Source organism: Clostridium sp. AF27-5AA, assembly GCF_003478415.1.
GTDB classification, from domain to species: Bacteria; Bacillota; Clostridia; order Lachnospirales; family Lachnospiraceae; genus Otoolea; species Otoolea fessa.
Map to the genome: position 1 here is coordinate 43,942 of NZ_QUFH01000008.1, position 22,627 is coordinate 66,568.

At 49.2% G+C, this 22,627-nt stretch carries 19 protein-coding genes; 17 read left to right on the forward strand and 2 right to left on the reverse strand.

The genetic code is table 11. The features are described from left to right. Positions 1-264: 264 nt before the first annotated feature. The 8 genes from pruA (at position 265) to DWY89_RS09340 (ending at position 10,181) form a co-directional block, all read left to right on the forward strand. Complete coding sequence (gene pruA / locus DWY89_RS09305) at positions 265-1,890, forward strand: L-glutamate gamma-semialdehyde dehydrogenase (RefSeq protein ID WP_118523679.1); 1,626 nt, start codon at positions 265-267, stop codon at positions 1,888-1,890. A gap of 661 nt (positions 1,891-2,551) precedes the next feature. Next, complete coding sequence (locus DWY89_RS14805; protein ID WP_333491429.1) at positions 2,552-3,940, forward strand: dihydrofolate reductase; 1,389 nt, start codon at positions 2,552-2,554, stop codon at positions 3,938-3,940. 91 nt (positions 3,941-4,031) lie between these two features. Beyond that, complete coding sequence (locus tag DWY89_RS09315) at positions 4,032-4,922, forward strand: sulfide/dihydroorotate dehydrogenase-like FAD/NAD-binding protein (protein WP_022359686.1); 891 nt, start codon at positions 4,032-4,034, stop codon at positions 4,920-4,922. Beyond that, entirely contained in the window at positions 4,922-6,319 is a 1,398-nt protein-coding gene (gene gltA / locus DWY89_RS09320; protein WP_107000348.1) for an NADPH-dependent glutamate synthase, read from the forward strand. The genes DWY89_RS09315 and gltA overlap by 1 nt, the downstream gene beginning before the upstream one ends. 20 nt (positions 6,320-6,339) lie before the next feature. Next, a complete protein-coding gene (locus DWY89_RS09325; protein ID WP_333491430.1) occupies positions 6,340-7,686 on the forward strand; it encodes an MATE family efflux transporter in 1,347 nt (448 codons plus the stop codon). 114 nt (positions 7,687-7,800) lie between these two features. Further along, complete coding sequence (locus tag DWY89_RS09330; RefSeq protein WP_022359683.1) at positions 7,801-8,493, forward strand: hypothetical protein; 693 nt, start codon at positions 7,801-7,803, stop codon at positions 8,491-8,493. Positions 8,494-8,526: 33 nt separating this feature from the next. Then, a complete protein-coding gene (locus tag DWY89_RS09335; protein WP_107000346.1) occupies positions 8,527-9,537 on the forward strand; it encodes a GGGtGRT protein in 1,011 nt (336 codons plus the stop codon). 320 nt (positions 9,538-9,857) lie between these two features. Next, a complete protein-coding gene (locus DWY89_RS09340; protein ID WP_022359681.1) occupies positions 9,858-10,181 on the forward strand; it encodes a DUF3870 domain-containing protein in 324 nt (107 codons plus the stop codon). Positions 10,182-10,330: 149 nt separating this feature from the next. Here the strand turns inward: DWY89_RS09340 and DWY89_RS09345 are convergent, their stop codons facing one another. Next, positions 10,331-11,737, reverse strand: a complete 1,407-nt coding sequence (locus tag DWY89_RS09345; RefSeq protein ID WP_118524617.1) for an amidophosphoribosyltransferase — start codon at positions 11,735-11,737, stop codon at positions 10,331-10,333. Between the two features lie 444 nt (positions 11,738-12,181). Here DWY89_RS09345 and DWY89_RS09350 point away from each other — a divergent pair, with 444 nt between their 5' ends. From DWY89_RS09350 to xerA, 9 genes are all read left to right on the forward strand, one after another. Next, complete coding sequence (locus DWY89_RS09350; protein ID WP_118523677.1) at positions 12,182-13,132, forward strand: polysaccharide deacetylase family protein; 951 nt, start codon at positions 12,182-12,184, stop codon at positions 13,130-13,132. Positions 13,133-13,203: 71 nt separating this feature from the next. Further along, positions 13,204-14,094: a S8 family peptidase gene (locus DWY89_RS09355; protein WP_022359678.1), complete on the forward strand. Its 891-nt coding sequence runs from the start codon at positions 13,204-13,206 to the stop codon at positions 14,092-14,094. Between the two features lie 362 nt (positions 14,095-14,456). Continuing rightward, on the forward strand, positions 14,457-15,533 hold the full coding sequence (recA, locus tag DWY89_RS09360) for a recombinase RecA (RefSeq protein ID WP_022359677.1): 1,077 nt from the start codon (positions 14,457-14,459) through the stop codon (positions 15,531-15,533). Between the two features lie 95 nt (positions 15,534-15,628). Further along, positions 15,629-16,237 carry a regulatory protein RecX gene (locus DWY89_RS09365; RefSeq protein ID WP_118523676.1) on the forward strand — a complete coding sequence of 203 codons (609 nt, stop codon included), beginning with the start codon at positions 15,629-15,631 and terminating at the stop codon, positions 16,235-16,237. Positions 16,238-16,457: 220 nt separating this feature from the next. After that, a complete protein-coding gene (gene rny / locus DWY89_RS09370) occupies positions 16,458-18,005 on the forward strand; it encodes a ribonuclease Y (protein WP_107000340.1) in 1,548 nt (515 codons plus the stop codon). A 596-nt stretch (positions 18,006-18,601) separates the two neighbouring features. Beyond that, positions 18,602-19,399 (forward strand): pyrroline-5-carboxylate reductase, encoded by a 798-nt coding sequence (gene proC, locus DWY89_RS09380; protein ID WP_022359673.1) that lies wholly within the window; start codon positions 18,602-18,604, stop codon positions 19,397-19,399. Between the two features lie 55 nt (positions 19,400-19,454). After that, entirely contained in the window at positions 19,455-20,027 is a 573-nt protein-coding gene (locus tag DWY89_RS09385; protein WP_022359672.1) for an NUDIX hydrolase, read from the forward strand. Between the two features lie 213 nt (positions 20,028-20,240). Beyond that, the gene (locus DWY89_RS09390; RefSeq protein WP_147352797.1) at positions 20,241-20,801 is read left to right on the forward strand and encodes a hypothetical protein; all 561 of its coding nucleotides are present in this window, start codon (positions 20,241-20,243) and stop codon (positions 20,799-20,801) included. 364 nt (positions 20,802-21,165) lie between these two features. After that, positions 21,166-22,011, forward strand: a complete 846-nt coding sequence (gene xerA / locus DWY89_RS09395) for a site-specific tyrosine recombinase/integron integrase (RefSeq protein WP_118523673.1) — start codon at positions 21,166-21,168, stop codon at positions 22,009-22,011. Positions 22,012-22,102: 91 nt separating this feature from the next. On the opposite strand, the gene DWY89_RS09400 is transcribed toward xerA, so the two are convergent. After that, positions 22,103-22,588, reverse strand: coding sequence for a hypothetical protein (locus DWY89_RS09400; RefSeq protein ID WP_118523672.1), 486 nt, complete (start codon positions 22,586-22,588; stop codon positions 22,103-22,105). Positions 22,589-22,627 lie beyond the last annotated feature (39 nt).

Sequence of the window (22,627 nt, forward strand, 5' to 3'; positions counted from 1 at the left end):
GATCGATAAAAATTACAATCCAAAACAGAATACAGGAAAAAGCAAAGAGATTATGCGATATGCACAGAAAAATATAATGAAAACATGCATTTTTAAATATGAAATAGTATTGACATAAAATGAAAAATATGCTAATATTTAGCCATAGAAATTCACTGATATGAAAATTGAAAATAAAAAATTAGATTTTACGAAAATGAAGTGAGAAAAAAATTCATATCATAATCACGAATGAGACAAAATGTCAAAAAGGAGAGATGAACAATGAGCAATGGATATTTCAAAGTAGAGATGCCGAAAAATGAGCCGGTAAAAGCATATCTTCCAGGAAGCCCGGAGAGAGCCAGCTTAAAGAAAGAACTGGAGCGCCAGTCCGCACAGGTTGTTCAGGTTCCGATGATCATCGGTGGTAAGGAAGTTTGGACAGAGAGAAAAACCAAAGCAGTTATGCCGCATGACCATGCTCATGTAATCGCAGAAGCAGCTTCCGGCGGTGAGAAAGAGTTAAAGGATGCAATCGCAGCGGCTCTGGCAGCTAGAAAAGCATGGACTGAGATGCCGATGGAACACCGCGTATCTATCTTCTTAAAAGCAGCTGATTTAATCGCTGGTCCGATGAGAGATAAAGTAAATGCAGCTACCATGTTAGGACAGAGCAAGACCGCATATCAGGCTGAGATTGATACCTGCGAGCTGATTGATTTCCTTCGTTTTAACGTATACTACTTACAGCAGATTTATGACAGACAGCCGAACAACACACCGAATGTTTGGAACCGCATCGAGTACCGTCCACTGGAAGGTTTCGTAACCGCGATTTCCCCATTCAACTTCACATCCATCGGTGCTAACCTTCCGACCGCTCCGGCGATCGCAGGTAACGTAGTTCTCTGGAAACCGGCTACCACAGCAGTTCTTTCCAACTACTATGTAATGCAGGCCCTGATGGCTGCAGGGCTTCCGGCAGGTGTTATCAACTTCGTACCGAGCCGTGGTTCTGACATGAGCAAGTACGTATTAAGCGATCCGAACCTGGCAGGATTCCATTTCACAGGTTCTACCGAAGTATTCAGTGGTGTTTACTCCTTAGTAGGCGAGAACATCAAGAAATACAAAACATATCCGCGTCTGGTTGGCGAGACTGGTGGAAAGGACTTCATCTTTGCTCACAATTCCGCAGACGTACCGGGCCTGGTAGCAGCTCTGACAAGAGCATCCTACGAGTATCAGGGACAGAAGTGCTCCGCAGCTTCCCGTGCATTTGTTCCGGCAAGCATCTGGCCGCAGGTTAAAGAGGGTATGCTGGCAGAGATTGAGAAGATTAAAATTGGCGATATAACCGATTTCAGAAACCTGATGGGCGCTGTTATCGATGCATCCGCATTCAAGACCAACAAAGAGTACATCGACTATGCAAAAGCATCCGAGGATGCAGACGTTATCTGCGGCGGATACGATGATTCCAAGGGATATTTCATATATCCGACCCTGATTGAGGCTAAGAAGCCAGATTTCAAGACTATGGTAGAGGAAATTTTTGGACCGGTTATGACCGTATATGTATATCCGGATGACAAACTGGATGAGACTCTGGCAAGCTGCGATACCGCAACGTCCTATGGTCTGTCCGGAGCAATCTTTGCAGATGACCGCGAAGCTATCGTTAAGATGGAAGATGCACTTAAAGGAACAGCCGGAAACTTCTACATCAACGACAAGCCGACCGGTGCAGTTATCGGCCAGCAGCCGTTCGGTGGTGCAAGAGCATCCGGAACCAACGACAAAGCCGGCAGCGAGATCAACATGTATCGCTGGTTAAGCCCGAGAACCATCAAAGAACTCAGAGTACCGTGCCTGGATGTAACATATCCGTACATGGTTGAGGCATAAGCAGTGCAAAGCAGGGCAGTAAGACAGGAACGTTGTGCTTGCACATAAGGAACTGTCTTGCTGGACTGATTTATAGGGCGCAGCCCGTCCAGCGAAGAAAAGCGCAGCTTTTTTGAGCTGGGGCACTGAGCACGCTGAAGCCACTGAGCATGCTGGGGTGCAGCTCTTCCCCATAATTTACTAAATTAAAACCAACCACCCAGAGGATCGGCGCTGATCCGGAATCTGTGTAACGAAACACACGATTTCATATCGGTGCCGATCCTTTTTATAATTTAGAAAATCTGTCCGAGTATCCCAGCCACACCCGCTCAGATATTGTTCCGTTTGTTTGGAATGAAATTGCGGCATTCTGTTATTAAAAATCCCATTATGTTACTGCTCACACATGTGTGCCCAGCAACGGGATTTTGCCGATGCTGCGCATTCCAAATCGGCAAAATCTGCTGCGAGAACTGTATCGTACAGAATTTTCAGTTCAGAAAATTCCTATTTGTGAACAGTTACCCTATTATTCCTTACATTCATCTGATTTGAACCAGTCCTTGTATTTTTCATAAAGATCCAGTAAAATCAAATACGAAATATGGATTTGAGGATTTGTTTTTGTTCAAATTTTCTCGGTTCGATTTTAAATTCAAACAAAAAGGATGAGAAAGCAATGACGGTGATTGATGTATCTGGCTGCGGAAGCGGTGCGGTGTTTTTGATAAAGGGAAAAGCCAATCTCCTGTTCGAGGCGGGGATGGCGTATGCTGCCGATCAGATGGTGGAAAATATAAAAAGAGAACTGGGCGATGCAGAGTTAGACGCGGTTCTTTTATCCCATTCCCATTATGATCATGTAGCGGGGCTTCCGGCGGTGCGGAAAGCATGGCCGGGGGTGAAAACATATGCTTCCGAGCGCGCAAAAGAAATTTTAGTGAAACCGGGCGCTTTGAAGACGATCCGGCGTCTAAGCGGCGAGGCGGCAGAAGCGGCAGGGCTTCCATGGGATTCGGAATATGACGATGCAGATTTACAGATTGATGTATCGCTGGAGGACGGCGAGACGATCGAACTGGGCGACCATACGATCTACGCGTTTGCGACGATCGGCCACACGAAATGTTCCATGTCTTACCTGATTGATGATGAGTTGATGCTGTGCAGTGAGACGGTAGGCGTCATGGGGCATGATGGGAGTTATATGCCGTCGTTTCTGGTAGACTATAAGGCGGCAGAAGAATCGATAGAGTATTCATCGGAATTGGATGCAAAAGAGATTATTTTAAACCACTATGGCTTTGTCAGTGAAGCGGATAAGGCGGCGATCTGGGATGTCCTGATGCAGAAGCTTCGTGACAGCCGTGATGTCATGATTGATATTATGAACCGGTTCCCGGAAGAAGAGGCGGCGCTTCGGGAGATGGAGCGCGTGTTCCATTCTCATGTAGATAAGAAAGAACAGCCAGACGAGGCATTCTATATCAATGCGGCGAGCATGATGAAGACACTCAAAAGACAGTTTCCGGAACGGTTTCCGAGACATTTTCAGCTGATTGCGGCAGTGGATCGGAACTGGGGTATCGGCAATAAAGGGCAGATGCTGACGGTGATCCCGGCGGATCAGAAATTATTCCGGCAGGAAACGATGGGAAAAATCATCGTGATGGGCTATAAAACGTTTCTGACCTTCCCGGCTCAGCGACCGCTGGATGGCAGAATCAACCTGATTTTGACAAAAAAGAAGGCTCTGAGCGTAAAGGGGGCAGAGATCTGCCACAGTGTCGAGGAGGCGCTGGTGCGGATTGACGAGCTGAAACAGGAAAAACATCTGACAGATGTAGATGTCGTCATCATCGGCGGCGAGTCGGTTTACCGGCAGTTCCTTCCGTTCTGCGACACAGCGCAGATCACCTGGATTGATTTTTCCTATGTGGCAGACACACACATGGTTGATCTGGAGAAAGAAGGCTGGGAACTGGTAAGACGAAGCGGCGAGCAGACATTTTTCAATTTATGCTATGAATTCAGGGAATATCGGAAGCTGGAAAAGGAATCGCTCTAAGGTTGTCAAAAATAGGACAAAGTGGTAAAATAATCGAGAATTCTGAAAAGTCAAACAATAAAATGTTCATATAACAGTAAGGAGGAATAGAATGTACCCGATTTTAAAAGCTGAAAAACTGGCAGATAAGATTTATCTGATGGTTGTAGAAGCACCGCGTGTAGCGCGTGCATGTGAGCCGGGCGAATTTGTCATCGTCAAGATGGGCGAAGAGGGCGAGAGAATCCCGCTGACTATCTGTGATTTTGACCGTCAGGCAGGAACGATCACGATCGTATTCCAGACCGTGGGAGCTTCTACCGAGAAGATGAGCACCCTCAAGGCTGGGGATGCATTCCATGATTTCGTAGGACCGCTTGGAAATCCGTCCGAGTTTATCCATGAGGATGTAGAAGAGCTGAAAAAGAAGAAATACCTCTTCGTAGCCGGCGGTGTCGGTGCGGCTCCGGTTTATCCGCAGGTAAAATGGATGCATGAGCACGGCATTGATGTAGATGTTATCGTAGGTTCTAAGACCAAAGATCTGCTGATCCTGACCGAGGAGATGGAGAAGGCAGCCGGAAACCTTTACATCACAACCGATGATGGCAGCTTTGGCATTAAAGGTATGGTTACAGGTGTCATCGAGGATTTAGTTGAAAAACAGGGACGCAAGTACGATGTCTGTGTTGCAATCGGACCGATGATCATGATGAAATTTGTCTGCCTGCTGACGAAAAAACTGGAGATTCCGACGATTGTCAGCCTGAACCCGATCATGGTAGATGGAACCGGTATGTGTGGTGCCTGTCGTGTCACCGTAGGCGACCAGGTCAAATTTGCCTGCGTAGACGGACCGGAGTTTGATGGACATCTTGTTAATTTTGACGAGGCGATGGAACGTCAGAGAATTTATAAGACTCAGGAAGGCAGAGCGATGCTGCGCCTGAAAGAGGGCGATACTCATCACGGCGGATGCGGACAGTGCGGAGGTGACAAATAATGGAAGCAAAGAGAGATATGATGAAAAAGGTGCCGGTCAGAGAGCAGGATCCGAAGGTACGTGCGACTAATTTTAAAGAGGTATGTCTCGGCTATAATATGGAAGAAGCAGTTGCGGAGTCTGAGAGATGTCTGAACTGTAAAAATGCAAAATGTATCGCTGGATGCCCGGTTTCCATCAATATTCCGGCGTTTATCCAGGAAGTAAAAGCGGGAAATATTGAGGAGGCAGCGAAAGTCATCGCACTTTCTTCGGCACTTCCGGCAGTCTGTGGACGTGTCTGCCCACAGGAATCCCAGTGTGAGGGACAGTGTGTGCGCGGTATCAAGGGCGAGGCGGTTTCCATTGGTAAACTTGAGCGCTTCGTGGCAGACTGGTCCCGTGAGCATGGTTTTGTACCGGCAGCGCCGGAGAAGACAAACGGAAAGAAAGTAGCAGTCATCGGTTCCGGTCCTGCAGGTCTGACCTGTGCAGGCGATCTGGCAAAACTGGGCTATGAAGTAACCATTTTCGAGGCACTTCATGAGCCGGGCGGAGTATTGACCTACGGCATTCCGGAGTTCCGTCTTCCGAAGGACGGCGTTGTACAGCCGGAGATCGAGAATGTCCGCAAGCTGGGCGTTAAGATTGAGACAAACGTAGTTATCGGAAAATCTATCACAATCGACGAACTGATGGATGAAGAAGGTTTCCAGGCAGTATTCATCGGTTCTGGCGCCGGACTTCCGAAGTTCATGGGTATTCCGGGTGAAAATGCCAACGGCGTATTTTCTGCGAATGAGTACCTGACCAGAAATAACCTGATGAAGGCATTCCGCGATGATTATGACACACCGATCATGGAATCAAAGAAGGTAGTCGTAGTCGGCGGCGGAAACGTAGCGATGGATGCGGCAAGAACGGCTCTGCGTCTCGGTGCAGAAGTTCATATTGTATATAGAAGAAGTGAGAAAGAGCTTCCGGCACGTGTGGAGGAAGTACATCACGCAAAAGAGGAGGGCATCCATTTTGACCTTCTGACCAACCCGGTTGAGATTCTCGAGGATGAGAACGGATGGGTCAAAGGCATCGTATGCCGCCGTATGGAGCTTGGCGAGCCGGATGAATCTGGAAGAAGACGTCCGGTTGAGGTGGTCGGTTCTGATTTCACGATCGATGCAGATACCGTTATCATGGCGCTGGGTACTTCCCCGAACCCGCTGATTTCCAATACAACCAAAGGTCTGGAGATCAACCGCTGGAGATGTATCGTGGCGGATGAGAGCAATGGAAAGACAACGAAAGAGGGCGTTTACGCCGGAGGCGACGCAGTGACTGGCGCGGCTACGGTTATTCTCGCGATGGAAGCCGGACGAGCAGGTGCAAGAGGCATCGACGAGTATCTTTCTGCAAAATAATGAAATCTCATCATGTAGATTTGCTGAATGAAGCAATCGCCCCGGCACTGACCCGACTGGCTCTTCCGATCATGGCGACTTCTCTGGTTCAGATGCTTTACAATCTGACCGATATGGCGTGGATCGGACGCCTCGGGGCAGGTGCCGTCACAGCGGTGGGATCGGCAGGTATGTATACCTGGTTTTCCCAGGGATTTGCGATTTTGGCGAGAACGGGCGGTCAGGTAAAGACCGCCCATTGTCTTGGTGCGGGAGAAAATGACAGTGCGGCGCAGTATGCGAGAGGTGCGCTGCAGCTGGGGATTTTGTTTGCCGTGCTGTATGGGCTGGTTTCGCTCTTTGGAGCCAGTCGGTTAATTGGATTTTTTAAATTAAACAGCCCGGAGGTGATTGCACAGGCAGAATGGTATGTGCGGATCGCCTGTGGGCTTGTGATCTTTTCTTATCTAAATGCGATCTTGACAGGACTTTTGACGGCGGCGGGAAACAGCCGGACACCGTTTATCGTCAATGTGGCGGGGCTTGTCTTCAATGTTGTGCTGGATCCGGTGCTGATCTTTGGAATCGGACCATTTCCGGAACTGGGAGTCAGCGGAGCAGCGGCTGCGACGGTCACGGCACAGGCGCTCGTAAGCCTCCTGTTTTTCAAGGCAGTCCTGCGGGAAAAGGTGCTGTTTCCGCATCTGCGTCTCTGGGTGCTGTTTCCAGTGAAGGTTTGGAGGGAGATCGTGCGGATCGGTGTGCCGTCGGCGGTTCAGAACCTGATTTACGCAGGAATTTCGATGATTCTGACCCGCCTTATCACCGGATGGGGTGATCTGGCAGTGGCGGCACAGCGTGTTGGCAGTCAGATTGAATCCGTTTCCTGGATGGTCGGAGATGGCTTTTCGGCGGCAGTCAATGCATTCCTCGGACAGAATTATGGGGCGAAGCGGTATGACCGTGTGCGCCGCGGCTATTTCTGTGCGATCGCGATGACGGCGGCGTGGGGACTCTGCACGACATTTTTGCTGATCGGAATGGCGCGTCCGCTGTTCTCGATCTTTTTGCAGGAAGAAGAGGTCATGGCGCTCGGCGTCAATTACCTGCGGATCGTGGGACTGAGCCAGATGTTTATGATGGTGGAACAGACCTCGATCGGTGCGTTTTCCGGTCTGGGGCGGACGCTGTATCCGTCGATCGTCAGCGTGACCTTTACCTCCGCGCGCATCCCAGTGGCGGTGTTGTTGTCCTCTGTGATGGGACTTAGCGGTATCTGGTGGGCGTTAAGTATTTCCAGCATGGTAAAGGGATGTATTCTGTTCGTTAGTTTTGTCGTGTTTTTGTATGTTTTTTTGGAGAGAAAGAAAGATGAGAAAACCGTCTGAAAAGTTACAAAAAACATATGGACGAATTGAGAATTTCGTGAGATAATAGGGACAGGATTGATGTGATAAAATTAACAAAGTACAAAATCCAATCATTTCGAAAGGAGTCTTACAATGATTTATTCACAAGAAGTAGAAAATATGTGTCCAGTAGCCCAGGGCGTAAATCACGGCGCTGCTCCGATCCCGGAGGAAGCAAAGTGGGTTAAGTCCAAAGAAGTAAAGGATATTTCCGGTTTAACACACGGTGTTGGCTGGTGTGCGCCGCAGCAGGGTGCTTGTAAGCTGACCCTGAATGTTAAGGAAGGTATCATTCAGGAAGCTCTGGTAGAGACGATAGGATGTTCTGGTATGACCCATTCTGCAGCGATGGCAGCAGAGATTCTTCCGGGAAGAACCGTACTGGAAGCATTAAATACAGACCTTGTCTGTGATGCAATCAACACCGCCATGCGTGAGCTGTTCCTCCAGATCGCATATGGCAGAACGCAGAGTGCGTTTTCTGAAGAGGGGCTTCCGATTGGTGCCGGCCTTGAAGACCTTGGAAAAGGACTCCGCTCTCAGGTAGGTACGATGTACGGAACTCTGAAAAAAGGTCCGCGTTACCTTGAGATGGCAGAAGGCTATGTGACAGGAATTGCACTGGATGAAGAAGATCAGATCATTGGTTACCAGTTTGTAAACTTAGGTAAGATGACCGACTTCATCAAGAAGGGCGACGATCCGACCACTGCATATGAGAAGGCAAAAGGTCAGTACGGCCGTGTAGACGATGCAGTTAAGATTATCGATCCGAGACAGGAATAATCACAGGGTACATAGTTAAGGAGGAACATCACAATGGCATTATTTGAATCATACGAGAGACGAATTGACAAGATCAATTCCGTATTAAATAGCTATGGCATTGCTTCGATCGAAGAAGCTGAGAAGATCACGAAGGATGCCGGACTGGATGTATACGATCAGGTAAAGAAGATCCAGCCAATCTGTTTTGAAAATGCGTGCTGGGCTTACACGGTAGGCGCGGCAATCGCAATCAAGAAAGGCTGCCGCAGAGCTGCCGATGCGGCGGCAGCGATCGGCGAGGGACTGCAGGCATTCTGTATTCCGGGTTCCGTAGCAGATCAGCGTAAAGTGGGTCTGGGACATGGAAACTTAGGTAAGATGCTTCTGGAAGAAGAGACCGACTGCTTCTGCTTCCTGGCAGGTCATGAGTCCTTTGCAGCCGCAGAGGGTGCGATCGGTATCGCAGAGAAAGCAAACAAAGTTCGTAAAAAACCGCTTCGCGTTATCTTAAACGGTCTTGGCAAAGATGCGGCTCAGATCATTTCCCGTATCAACGGCTTTACATATGTAGAGACAGAGATGGATTATTACACAGGCGAAGTGAAAGAACTGTGGAGAAAATCTTACTCCAAGGGACTTCGTGCGAAAGTAAACTGTTATGGTGCAAATGACGTTACCGAGGGTGTAGCGATCATGTGGAAAGAGGGCGTAGACGTTTCCATCACCGGTAACTCCACCAACCCGACCCGTTTCCAGCATCCGGTAGCAGGTACATATAAGAAGGAATGCGTAGAGAAAGGCAAGAAATACTTCTCCGTAGCATCCGGCGGCGGTACAGGACGTACCCTTCACCCGGATAACATGGCAGCAGGTCCGGCTTCTTACGGTATGACTGATACCATGGGACGTATGCACTCCGATGCACAGTTCGCAGGTTCTTCCTCTGTACCGGCTCATGTAGAGATGATGGGTCTGATCGGTATGGGTAATAACCCGATGGTTGGCGCTACTGTGGCGGTTGCAGTTTCGATTGAGGAAGCAGCTACAGCTGGAAAATTCTAAAAAATATTGATTTTTCAAGGGTTTTAAGGGTGGTTAGATGTGGTAAAAAGCAGTAAAAAGTACATCATTTGTTAATTACTTGTTAACTATTTGTTAACCATACTTGTTAACCTAAGAAGAGTGGGAAAAGGGGTCGATTTCGATCCCTTTTCTCGTGAGAGCGTTTGGTTCCTTTTACGATGTATTGTAATCCTACATATTTTATATGGTTCTGAGGAAGCGTAGCTTGTACCTTTCCTAAGAACATGGTATCATAAAACTAGTATATGGATGAAACTGCTTTTATCAGGGCAGTTTCGAAGAAAAGGGGAAACGATATAATGTATAAGGATGATACCATTTTGGTTGTCGGTCAGGCGAAGCCGAGCAAGGAGGACGCGATTTACAGCCTGCATGGCGAGTTTTACGTGAGTTTTGTGGTGGAACGGGCGACGGGAAAGATCTTGGACCTGGAGTGCAATACGATTTTGTCGGTGACGCGCAATTTTGTTGTGTCGATGCTGCTTGGAAAGAGTTTGAAAACGGATTTGGACGAGATGCAGCAGAGTATCCGGGAAAGGTATTTTGCACTGACTCAGAAGCCGCTCATTGCCTGTCTGAAGGACGCACATAACCGTTATATGATGGTGACAGGGCAGAAGTGATGTGGGTATTGGCGATGTGCTTGTATAAACTATAAAGGCACGGTGCTGATAAAACGATTGGCAGAGAATTAACAGAATAAAGATGGCAGCTCATCAGCAGAAATTGATGGGCTGCCATTTTGGTTATCATAGAAACGTATTCTACAATATTATTCTTTTCCGTTCCAGCAATACGTACACAGCTTGCACGGTTCCAGACCAATCGATTCGATTAAATCGTCGAGGCGGTGGAACTGCAGGGAGGTAAAGTTTAAGCGTTTACGGATTTCTTCGACCATTTCCTTATAATTCTGGCTGTCTGGGTTTGCGTAATCATCCAGAAGCTCCGGGGAAACATTGTCGCCCTCACGGTCGCGGATGATGCGGCGTGTGATGAGGTCCAGCTCGGAATTGGAGCGGGAGAAGTTCAGATATTTACATCCAAACAGCAGCGGCGGACAAGCCGGACGGATATGTACTGCTTTGGCACCGCTCTGATACAGGAATTCGGTTGTTTCGCCGAGCTGGGTGCCGCGGACGATGGAATCGTCGATTAAGAGCAGACTCTTGTCGCGGATCAGGGCGTCTACCGGGATCAGCTTCATACGTGCGATCAGGTTTCTCTGGCTCTGGGTGGTCGGCATGAAGGAACGCGGCCAGGTCGGGGTATATTTGATGAATGGACGGGCAAATGGAATGCCGGATTCATTGGCGTAGCCGACTGCATGCGCGATGCCGGAATCCGGGATGCCGGCTACCAGATCGGCGTCGGACTGATCGCGTTTGGCAAGCATACGACCGCAGTGGTACCGCATTTCCTCGACGTTGATTCCTTCGTAGCAGGAGGTCGGATAACCGTAGTAAACCCACAAGAAAGAACAGATTTTCATTTCCTTGCGAGCCGGGTTGAGTACCTCTACGCCGTCGGCGTTCATGCGGACGATCTCGCCCGGTCCCAGTTCTTTGTAGTCCGTGTATCCAAGGTTGATGTATGCAAAGCTTTCAAAGGAAACACAGAACGCACCATCTTTGCGTCCGATGATCGCCGGGGTACGTCCGAGGCGGTCACGGGAGATATAGATGCCCTCCGGGGTCAGCAGGAGAATGGTCATGGAACCCTTGATTTTTTCCTGTGCCAGTTTCAGACCTTCAACAAGGGAATCTGCCTGACTGATGATGGCGCCGACCAGCTCGGTTGCATTGATCTTGCCGCCGCTCATTTCCATGAAATGAATATGCCCTTTCTTAAATGCTTCCTGAATCAGCTCTTTTTCATTATTGATCTTGCCGACTGTGGTGATGGCATAGCTTCCTAAGTGCGACTGAATTAACAGAGGCTGCGGTTCCATATCTGAGATACAGCCGATGCCCATGTTACCCTGCATTTCATCGACATCGTGCTCAAATTTTGTACGGAACGGGGAATTCTCGATATTGTGGATAGAACGGCTGAAACCGTTTTCTCCATAAACCGCCATACCACCGCGTCGTGTTCCCAGATGGGAATGATAGTCCGTACCAAAAAAAAGATCCAGTGTACAGTTTGTTTTTGATGTGACACCAAAAAATCCGCCCATTTGTTACTTCCTTTCAACTCTTTTGTCAATAAACTCCATGTGTTACGTTGCACGCGTTGTGATGCGTAACGACATCATTTTTATCATAGCATATATTAGGTGTATTACACAATATGAAATATTTATTAAAAATACTTATGAATATTCTTTGGAACTGTTTACAGGCACATTTGGGATCGAAAGCGTCATAAGAGAACGTGGCGGCAGCAGGAATTTGCCGTATTTAATTGCGAAGCCACGGCAAATTCCGTTACCGGGCACGTATGCGTGAACACTAACCTTGTCAGAAAAATGTAAGAAGTAAAATGGGACGAAGTGTTCTTAATAAAGAAAGAGTGTGATATAATAAAACCATTGTACGTGAGTATGTCACATGGTCGGCTGTTCCGGATTGCATCGGAATGGCAGAAGAAAAAGAAAACGATTTGGAGGGTTTGGAGCGGTATGAGAAAAACATGGAAAATGAGAGCAGCAGCACTGTTACTTACGGCGGTCTGTACGGTAGGGGCGTCGTTTGCGGCGTATGCGGATGATGTGCCGTCCGGACCGGCATCGGATATGGAGCTGATTCAGAGGCGGGAGCAGGCGTCCGGTTCCCAGAATGAGGCGGGGGATGCACAGACGGCTGCTGGCAGCGAGAATCATGCTGGCGCAGCGGAAGGACAGCAGACAACAGAGAACCAGGAGACAGGAAATAACGGACAGACTGCTTCTGAGACACAGGGAACGGAGCAGGGGGACAGCCAGGTTCCGGATGGAATGGTAGCCAGCGGCGGTCGTTATATCGATCCGAATGCACCGATGGTGGCACTGACCTTTGATGATGGTCCGTATGCCCCGGTTGGAAACCGCATCATGGATTGCGCGGAACAGTACGGCGGCCGTGTGACCTTTTATGTGGTCGGAAACCGTGTGAATTCCTATAAGAGTGAGATTCAGCGGATGTATGCCAATGGGCATGAGATTGGAAATCACACGCAGGATCACAAGTATCTCCAGAAGTTAGGCGCACAGGAGATTCGTCAGCAGGTGGAGGCCTGCAATCAGGCGGTTGCCGCGATCACAGGCGAGCCACCGAAAACAGTCCGTCTTCCGGGCGGTGGAAAAAACAGCACTGTGCTTGCCAATATCAGCCAGCCGATCGTACTCTGGGATGTGGATACGCTGGACTGGAAGACGCGCAATGCGGCTTCATCGGTGCAGACCGTGTTAAACCAGGTAAAAGATGGCTCGGTGGTTCTGATGCATGAGCTTTACAATGCTTCCGGTGATGCGGCAGTCACGATCATTCCGGCGCTTGTGGAGCGTGGCTATCAGCTGGTGACGGTCAGTGAGCTGGCGCAGTTCCGCGGTGGACTGGCAGGCGGAACCGTCTATTACAGCTTCCACAAATAAGAGGCTGCATTCACATACGGCGAAAGCCCCCATATTCTAACAGTAAGGGAAGAATATGGGGGCTTTTTCCTGTGAACCGGGCGAGAGAATGGATTCATTGTAATGAGGCGTACAGACGAGGACTGACAGGAAAAGGCGTCGGAGTGGCGATCCTGGACACAGGGGTATTTCTGCATCCGGATTTGGAAAATTGCGTTTACGGATTTCGGGATTTCCTTAAGAAAAAACAGCAGCCGTATGATGACAATGGGCATGGAACGCATGTGGCAGGGATGATTGCCGGCAGCGGCACGGCGTCGGCGGGACGCTATCAGGGTGTGGCGCCGGGGGCGCAGCTGGTCTGCCTGAAAGTGCTGGATCAGAGGGGAAATGGGTATGTATCGGATGTGCTGGCAGGGCTTCGCTGGGTGCGCCAGAATGGCAGCCAGTACGGGATCCGGATTATCAATATATCGGTTGGTTCCTTTACACCGAAGGGAATGAGTGAGGATTCGGCGCTGGTGCGCGGTGTCGATGCGGCGTGGGATGCCGGGTATGTGGTCGTGGTGGCAGCGGGAAATAATGGTCCAGCCGCGCACACGATCACAACGCCGGGGATCAGCCGGAAGGTCATCACGGTGGGATGTGCGGATGATGACCGGGAGGTAGAGGTGGCAGGCAGCCGGATGGTGGACTATTCGGGGCGGGGTCCGACGGACGCCTGCATCTGCAAGCCGGACATTGTGGCGCCTGGATCACGGATTGTGAGCTGTAACCTGCGGCGGAACGGGTACCGTTTTAAAAGCGGGACGTCCATGTCTACGCCGCTTGTCGCGGGGGCGGCGGCGCTTCTGCTGGAGCAGAACCCGGACATGACGAACCGGGATGTGAAGCTTCGCTTTAAAGAGCGGGCAGTGGATCTGGGGCTGCCGCGCAACCAGCAGGGCTGGGGGGCGCTGGATATCGGGCGGCTGTTAGAGTAGAAGCGGGGCGGTGCCAGATGGCGTGTACAGGCAGGCATTTTTGCAACGGAAGGTTTTGTGTGAACAGTAATGGTGGCAGCGTAACTGTGTCGTACGGAATTTTCCGAACTGAAAATTCCGTACGACACAGTTCGGGTAGCAGCTTTTCTCGGCAAAATAATAGACAGAACCAGCCGGAAAATGATATAATTGTAGATACTTTGAATCGCAGAATCAGGTTATAGATCCGGCAGCATCCTGCAGTGCGTCCGGGGGAAAACCAAAAGAAAACAGTTGACATTTACAGCCGGATCCGCTATGATAGAACTAAGTTTAGAACGTTTGTTCGTGATTGGCCGCGGAGCGGCGTTTTGGAGGGAAAGATGAATAAAGAAGACAAGCTGAAAGCATTGGATGCTGCGTTGACACAGATTGAGAAAGCATACGGAAAAGGCTCAGTGATGAAGCTGGGTGATTCTGGTGCGAATATGAATATAGAGACGATTCCGACCGGCTCCCTGAGCCTGGATATTGCACTGGGACTGGGCGGTGTTCCGAAGGGACGAATCATCGAGGTATACGGACCTGAGTCCAGTGGTAAGACGACGGTTGCCCTGCATATGGTGGCAGAAGTACAGAAGAGAGGCGGTATCGCTGGATTTATCGATGCAGAGCACGCACTCGATCCGGCATATGCGAAGAAGATCGGTGTTGATATCGATAATCTGTATATCTCCCAGCCGGACAACGGCGAGCAGGCGCTTGAGATTACCGAGACGATGGTGCGCTCCGGTGCGATCGATATCGTGATTGTGGACTCGGTTGCCGCACTGGTTCCGAAGGCAGAGATTGACGGCGAGATGGGTGATTCCCACGTAGGTCTGCAGGCACGTCTGATGTCGCAGGCACTCAGAAAGCTGACCGCAGCAATCAGCCGTTCAAATTGTATCGTTATTTTTATCAACCAGCTGCGTGAGAAGGTTGGTATCATGTTCGGAAACCCGGAGGTTACGACCGGTGGACGGGCACTCAAGTTCTATTCTTCTGTCCGCATGGATGTCCGCCGGATTGAGTCTCTGAAGCAGGGCGGCGAAGTGATTGGAAACCGTGTCCGCATCAAGGTTGTGAAGAACAAGATTGCTCCGCCATTCCGTGAGGCAGAGTTTGATATCATGTTCGGAAAAGGTATTTCCCGTGAGGGCGATATCCTGGATCTGGCGGCGAAGGAGAACATCGTGGAGAAGAGCGGCGCCTGGTATGCTTATGAGGGCAGCAAGATCGGTCAGGGACGCGAGAACGCGAAGAATTTCCTGGCAGCAAATCCGGAAATCTGCCTTGAGATTGAGAACAAGGTACGGGTCAAATACGGACTTTCCGAAGACACGATGATGCCGGAGGCGTCCAAGGAAGCACCGACGGAGCTTCCGCCGGTAGGAGTGGACGCAGAGGACGAAAAATAGAGTAAAATCCTGTTACAGGGCGCATATGTGTGAACAGTAACAGGAAAAGTTACAGCTGGCAGCGTGTGAACTGTAGCTATGAAAAGGGGCTGTATATGCGGATTGAACGCGTAGAATCCCTGGATAAGAGAAAGTGCAAAGTTTTCACGGATGAGGACTTTGCCTTTCTTTTATATAATGGGGAATTAGAAAAATACGGTGTCTGTGAAGGCGCGGTTTTGGAAGAAAGAACGGAGAGGGAGCTTTTGGATCTTTTAAGCCGCCGGGCACATGAGCGGGCGCTGAATCTTTTGAAGGTGCAGGACCGGACGGAAGGAGAAATGTGCCGCCGCCTTTTTCAGGACGGGTATCCGGATTCGATCGTGAAGGAGACGATTGGATTTTTGCAGGAATATCATTTTGTGGACGATGCCAGATATGCGGCGAATTACCTGCAGGTTCATGGAAAGCGGAAAAGCCAGGCGGAATTGAAGCTTTACCTGCAGCGAAAAGGCATATCGCGCGAGATCATCCGGGAGCAGCTGGAAGAGACAGAACATGATTCGGGCGAGGCAATCCGCGTCTTGCTTGAGAAGAAGCATTACAGGGCGGGAGAGACAGCGCCGGAGGAGGAAAAAAAGATCATTGCCTATCTGATGAGGCGGGGATTTTCATGGGAAGATATCCGGAGAGAGATGAAGGAGCAGGAGGATGCACTTGGTTGACTTTCAGGCGCAGAGTCATTTACCAAAGATAATTTTGAATGGATTCTGTTTCATGATTGTGAACGTGCAAATGTATTATAAAACAGAACAGAACGCTGTCTAAAGGTGTCCCAGGAAGCTGGTTAGGAAGCGCTTATTCTGCTTGACATACTGTATAAAACCGTTTAAAATTATAGTATTGTATTTTCGTACAATGAAAACTAAATAAGGAGGTGCTCCTGTGTCACAAGTAATAATTGCGGTTATCGTTACAGGTGTTATTGTAGCAGCTATTACTTGGGTCGTTGCGAATCAGCATCGCCAGAAGACATATGAGGCGAAGATTGGAAGCGCAGAAGAACGATCCAGGGAAATAATAGATGAAGCATTGAAAATTGCTGAGACAAAGAAGCGAGAAGCTCTCCTTGAAGCGAAGGAAGAGTCGTTAAAGACAAAGAATGAGCTTGAGAAAGAAACAAAGGAAAGAAGAGCTGAGCTTCAGCGCTATGAAAGACGTGTACTGAGCAAAGAAGAAAACCTGGACAAAAAAGCAGAAGCGATGGAAAAGCGTGAAGCGGGTATGAATGTCAAGGAGGAGGCACTTAAGAGAAAGACTGCGGAGGCAGAGGCTCTCTATGAGAAAGGTATGCTGGAACTGGAGAAGATCTCCGGTTTAACCTCTGAACAGGCAAAGGAATATCTGCTGCGTTCCGTGGAAGAAGATGTAAAGCATGATACGGCGAAGCTGATCAAAGATCTCGAGGCGAAAGCGAAAGAGGAAGCAGAGAAGAAAGCCAAGGATTATGTGGTAACAGCGATTCAGCGCTGTGCTGCGGATCATGTGGCTGAGACAACCGTATCAGTCGTACAGCTTCCGAATGATGAGATGAAGGGACGAATTATCGGACGTGAGGGAAGAAATATTCGTACACTGGAGACTCTGACGGGCGTGGAACTGATCATCGACGATACGCCGGAGGCAGTTGTCCTGTCTGGCTTCGATCCAATCCGGAGAGAGGTAGCGCGTATTGCACTGGAACGTCTGATTGTGGATGGACGGATTCATCCAGCCAGAATCGAAGAGATGGTAGAGAAGGCACAGAAAGAAGTGGAAAACATGATGCGCGAGGAGGGCGAAGCGGCTCTTCTGGAAGTTGGCATTCATGGTATCCATCCGGAACTTGTCAAGCTGCTTGGTAAGATGAAATTCCGGACAAGTTACGGTCAGAATGCATTGAAGCATTCGATTGAGGTTGCACAGTTAGCCGGACTTCTGGCGGCTGAGGTGGGCGTCGATGTACGGACCGCCAAACGTGCAGGTTTATTACATGATATTGGAAAGGCAGTCGATCACGAGCAGGAGGGAACCCACGTAGAACTGGGTGTGGCGCTCTGTAAGAAGTACAAAGAGTCCGCAACCGTTATCAATGCAGTGGAAGCCCATCACGGCGATGTAGAGCCACAGAGCTTGATTGCATGTCTGGTACAGGCAGCTGATACGATTTCAGCGGCACGTCCAGGTGCGAGACGAGAGACTCTGGAAACATATACCAACCGTCTGAAACAGCTGGAGGATATCACGAACTCCTATAAGGGTGTTGATAAATCCTACGCAATTCAGGCAGGTCGCGAGGTGCGTATCATGGTTGTACCGGAACAGGTCAGCGACGATGATATGGTTCTGATGGCGAGAGAGATTTCAAAGCGGATTCAGGAAGAGTTACAGTATCCGGGACAGATCAAGGTCAATGTAATCCGTGAATCGAGAGTTACCGAGTACGCCAAATAAAACCCGGCAGCAGGGCTGCATGGAGTAAACTTGAGCATGAAAATAAAAGTCTTATGGATGAAGATACATTACATTCATAAGACTTTTTTGTTTCATGGGAAATTGCGTCCTATGAAACAAAAAAACGCTCCGCGAGGATGCGCGCTCGCGCGAAGCAGAAACATGTCGCAAGCGACCGCGCGAGACGCCCGAATGTGCCAAAGCACATTCTTTACATCTTTTTTGAGAGAGAAAGAAATACAGAAAAATACAGTTTTTTTCATGAAGCGGAAAACGGAAACTCTGTTTTTCGGACAGACTGAAAATTTGCATGAGCAGGGTAAAATAAAGGGTCGTGAGCGTGAAGGCAGGCGGAGAAATTTTGCTTGCAAACTGTCCAAAAGACGAGTATTATAGCATGATAGAGTTGAAAAATAGTGATTATTTAGCAGCTTCATGCATTTATTGTGGCGTAATGGTAAGAAGATTGAACCGTTACCAAGATGCTGAATAGAAAGCCAGATGTGGCTGTTGGAAAGAGCAGCTGCAGTCAGACAACAAATGGAGGCTCATCCGGCAGGGAAGTGCCGGATGGCAGATGGAGGGAGACAAAGATTATGGCGAAAATTGGTTTTATCGGAATGGGAAATATCGGCTATGCGATCATGCGAAGCCTGCTGAACAAATATAAAACGGAAGACATCACTTTTACGGATCTGAACCGCCGGAGAGTGGCACAGATAGAGAAAGAGACAGGTGTCAAGGCGGTTGACACAAACCAGGATTGTGCGGAAAATGCAAAATATATCGTATTAGCTATAAAACCGCAGTTTTATGACAATGTACTGGCAGATATCAAGGACCATGTAACGAAAGAAAATATTATTATTTCGATTGCACCGGGTATCACGATTGACAGTGTCAACGAGAAGCTGGGCGGTGACCGCCGTATCGTGCGTGCGATGCCGAACACGCCGGCGCTGATCGGCGAGGGTATGACAGGTGTCTGCTACGACAAGAAGCTGTTTGAAGAGACAGAAAAGCAGATGATCAGCAATTTCTTTGAATCTTTTGGTATGATGGAGATCGTTCCGGAATATATGATGAATGCGGTTGTATGTATCAGTTCCAGTGCACCGGCATACATCTATATGTTTATCGAGGCGCTGGCAGATGCGGGCGTTAAGTACGGCATGCCGCGCGATGTGGCTTACCGGATGGCGGCGCAGGGCGTTGTCGGCAGTGCGAAGATGGTACTCGAGACCGGCAAGCATCCGGGCGCGCTCAAAGATGATGTCTGCTCGCCGGGTGGCACGACGATCTACGCGGTCAGCGTCCTGGAGGAGTATGGTTTGCGGAATGCGGTTATCAAGGCATGTGACGCATGCTATGAGAAGTGCATCGACCTGAAATAGTGAAAAAATGTTGAAAAAGAACCCAGAAGGAACCTGGACATAAGGGTGAGAAAATATGGAACAGAAAGTAGAAAAGCAGGCATCGCTGGAGTCCGTGCCGGTCAAACGCCTGAAACGAGAGTTAAAATATCAGGGAACCATCTTGAAAATGTACGAAGATACCGTCGAGGTAAACGGACATCAGGCAAAATGGGATTTTATCCATCATGACGGCGCGGCAGCGGTGCTTCCGGTTACGGAGGATGGAAAGATTCTCATGGTGCGTCAGTACCGCAATGCGCTGGACCGCTATACACTGGAGATTCCGGCTGGTAAGCTGGATTCGCCGGATGAGGCGAAGATTGACTGCGCGTACCGCGAGCTGGAGGAGGAGACGGGCTACCGTTGTGATCATCTGGAATATCTGATGAGCGTCAACACAACGATCGCGTTCTGTGATGAGGCGCTGGATATTTTTCTGGCACGCGATCTCAAGAAAACCCATCAGCATCTTGACCCGGACGAGGAGATTGAGGTAGAGGCGTGGGAACTTTCCGACCTTTTGAAACGGATCTACGCAGGAGAGCTGACGGATGGAAAGACTGTGTCCGCGATTCTGGCGTATGCCTGCAAAGCAGGACAGAAGTAAAAATAAGGATCAGCGAAGCACTGTGAGCATCTGTGATGAAATAAATATATGGATTAAACGCTGAAAGACGCATGAAGCTAACAGCATATAGAGGCAGATATAAAGGCATATTATAAAAAACACTGAATACAGATAAGGTAACAAAGGAATAGGCAGGGATTGCATGTGAAAAGGAGATTCCGGCTTCCGGCTTTAAGTACCTGGGATGTATCAGTGTTTTTTTGGATCCTTGGGATTGTATTGGGGACGATAGCAGCCGTTTGTTTTCAAATTTCGTCCGGGAGCGGACATGCCGGGCTGGAAAGTGTGCTGGCAGCGAGGCTTGGACAAGAAATTGGAGATCCATCGGGTGCCGGGTGGCATCTAAACGCCGGAATGAAGGCAGCCAGCCGGGGAACTTTGTTTTTTCAGGTCTGGCTGCAGCGGTCAGGGATGGCGCTGATGCTGTGGCTGGCAGGTATGACGCCGGTCGCATGCCTGGCTGCGTGGGGTGCTTGTCTCGTCTTAGGTCTGGAGCAGGCATGGCTGCTGGCAGGATTTACTGGCTGGGGCGGTTTTTGGGGACTGCCTGTATTTGTGGCGACGTTATTTCCACAGGTGGTGTTTTATATTCCTGTGTTCTGGCTGCTTCTTTCCTGGGCGCTTGCAAAGGAGAGGCGGATACGGACGGCTGGATTTTTAATCCTTTTATTGGTGCTGGGGATGGGAACTGCGCTGGAAGTGTGGCTGAATCCTGGTTTTGTATCATTACTGGTCTCACACTGCCCATTTTAATGGGGCTGTCCGAATAAAAATATAATTCAAAATTTACAACATATGGGGGTAAAAAAAGTGGACGCACCATATGTTGTATTTTTATGTAAATCAGTCGAAAAATGTAGGAAAAGTGGGGAAAATTATGTTTGATTTTATGGGAAAATGTAGATATAATGATACCTGCGGACGATAAAAGCCCTGTTTGTGGAGAAGAAGGTAAGTTGCAGATAGGGTGAGAAAACCTCAGGAGAATGGATGGTTCAGATGGAGGAATCGATAGGATTGCCGCGAAACGATATCTGCCCCACAGGCTGGGGCTTTGGCAGAAAATGCCGTGAATAAAAGAATGGCGGAAATGGTTACGAGAATAGATTGGGGAAGTATGAGAGGGGAAGTAGACAGATTTGAACAGTACCTGCGGGAGGTAAAACAGGCATCGGAAAATACCGTACAGTCATATCGGAGAGATCTGATGCAGATGATTACTTATCTGGAGGAGAAAGAGATCCGGGAGGCGGCGAAGGTGACAAAGACCAGCCTGCATGGATATATTCTTCATATGGAAGAGCAGGGAAAGGCGGCTACCACCATTTCACGGATGATGGCGGCGATGAAAGCGTTTTTTAATTATGAATGTATGCAGGCATGCATCCGGCGGAACCCGGCGGAAAGTCTGCATGCGCCGAAAGTGGAGAAAAAGGCGCCGGTGGTCCTGAGTGTCGATCAGGTATCAGCGCTTCTGGCACAGCCATCCGGGCAGACACCGAAGGAGATTCGGGACAAGGCGATGCTGGCTCTTTTATATGCGACCGGAATCCGGGTGTCAGAGCTTATAGGGATCCAGATGGAAGATATCAATATGAACATTGGATTTCTGGTCTGTCGCGACGGGGAGAGGGAGCGGACGATCCCATTTGGACGTTCGGCGAAAGCAGCGCTGGAGGAGTATTTGGAACATGCGAGAAACGAGCTGCTGCGTGGAAAGGGATCGGACTATTTCTTTGTCAACTGTACGGGCGGCGCGATGAGCCGGCAGGGATTCTGGAAGATTATCAAATATTACGGCGAGAAAGCCGGGATTGAGGAAGATATCACGCCGCACACGCTGCGCCATTCCTTTGCGGCGCACCTGATTGCGAGAGGTGCAGACATGCGGGCGGTTCAGACGATTCTTGGACATTCGGATATGGCGACGACGCAGATGTATGCGGCGTACCGGGGAGAATGAAAAATATCATATAAATTATAAAAGAACGTCAAATTCAAGCGAAAAACTTAGAATTTGACGTTCTTTTTGCATATTTATATTCGATTCGATGCTACTCAACCGTCCCGGCGTCTTTGATATAGGAAATGAAACTCTTCTTGATCGAGGTCACGATTTCTTTGCATTGTGTATATTCTTCGCTGTCGCTGGCATACTGCTCGTCGTAGTGCGGATCCAGAATGAAGATCTTGTTGCCGCAGAAGCCTAAGATGGTGCAGCCGTTTAAATCGCGGTAATGCGTGTCCTCAAATGCGAGAATGCGGAAGAGAAGTCCGCCTCCGTTGGCTTCATAGGCTGTTTTTTCATATACCTCGTAGGAATCCCCGCTCGGAACCATGATGAGTCTCGAAAATTCCTGGGATGGAAGTTTGAATGAAAAATTGTCGGTAATTACTTTAGAGCCGGTCAGCTCGATGGAGAGGTTGTCCGGGTCCTCCTGAGAAAAACTCACAACCTGTGCGGAATAATCAGCTGCATAAGACGGCGTCACGTAGAGAGCCGCAGCCAGAGCCGCGCAGAGGAATAATTTTGATTTCATCCTGAGATCTCCTTTTAGTCTGTCTTTTTGTTCCCCTAT

Excerpts from the sequence above, each read along its gene's own strand:
- pruA (WP_118523679.1), top strand. The coding sequence starts at position 265 with ATGAGCAATGGATATTTCAAAGTAGAGATGCCGAAAAATGAGCCGGTA.
- DWY89_RS14805 (WP_333491429.1), top strand. The coding sequence starts at position 2,552 with ATGACGGTGATTGATGTATCTGGCTGCGGAAGCGGTGCGGTGTTTTTG.
- DWY89_RS09315 (WP_022359686.1), top strand. The coding sequence starts at position 4,032 with ATGTACCCGATTTTAAAAGCTGAAAAACTGGCAGATAAGATTTATCTG.
- gltA (WP_107000348.1), top strand. The coding sequence starts at position 4,922 with ATGGAAGCAAAGAGAGATATGATGAAAAAGGTGCCGGTCAGAGAGCAG.
- DWY89_RS09330 (WP_022359683.1), top strand. The coding sequence starts at position 7,801 with ATGATTTATTCACAAGAAGTAGAAAATATGTGTCCAGTAGCCCAGGGC.
- DWY89_RS09335 (WP_107000346.1), top strand. The coding sequence starts at position 8,527 with ATGGCATTATTTGAATCATACGAGAGACGAATTGACAAGATCAATTCC.
- DWY89_RS09340 (WP_022359681.1), top strand. The coding sequence starts at position 9,858 with ATGTATAAGGATGATACCATTTTGGTTGTCGGTCAGGCGAAGCCGAGC.
- DWY89_RS09345 (WP_118524617.1), bottom strand. The coding sequence starts at position 11,737 with ATGGGCGGATTTTTTGGTGTCACATCAAAAACAAACTGTACACTGGAT.
- DWY89_RS09350 (WP_118523677.1), top strand. The coding sequence starts at position 12,182 with ATGAGAAAAACATGGAAAATGAGAGCAGCAGCACTGTTACTTACGGCG.
- recA (WP_022359677.1), top strand. The coding sequence starts at position 14,457 with ATGAATAAAGAAGACAAGCTGAAAGCATTGGATGCTGCGTTGACACAG.
- DWY89_RS09365 (WP_118523676.1), top strand. The coding sequence starts at position 15,629 with ATGCGGATTGAACGCGTAGAATCCCTGGATAAGAGAAAGTGCAAAGTT.
- proC (WP_022359673.1), top strand. The coding sequence starts at position 18,602 with ATGGCGAAAATTGGTTTTATCGGAATGGGAAATATCGGCTATGCGATC.
- DWY89_RS09385 (WP_022359672.1), top strand. The coding sequence starts at position 19,455 with ATGGAACAGAAAGTAGAAAAGCAGGCATCGCTGGAGTCCGTGCCGGTC.
- xerA (WP_118523673.1), top strand. The coding sequence starts at position 21,166 with ATGAGAGGGGAAGTAGACAGATTTGAACAGTACCTGCGGGAGGTAAAA.
- DWY89_RS09400 (WP_118523672.1), bottom strand. The coding sequence starts at position 22,588 with ATGAAATCAAAATTATTCCTCTGCGCGGCTCTGGCTGCGGCTCTCTAC.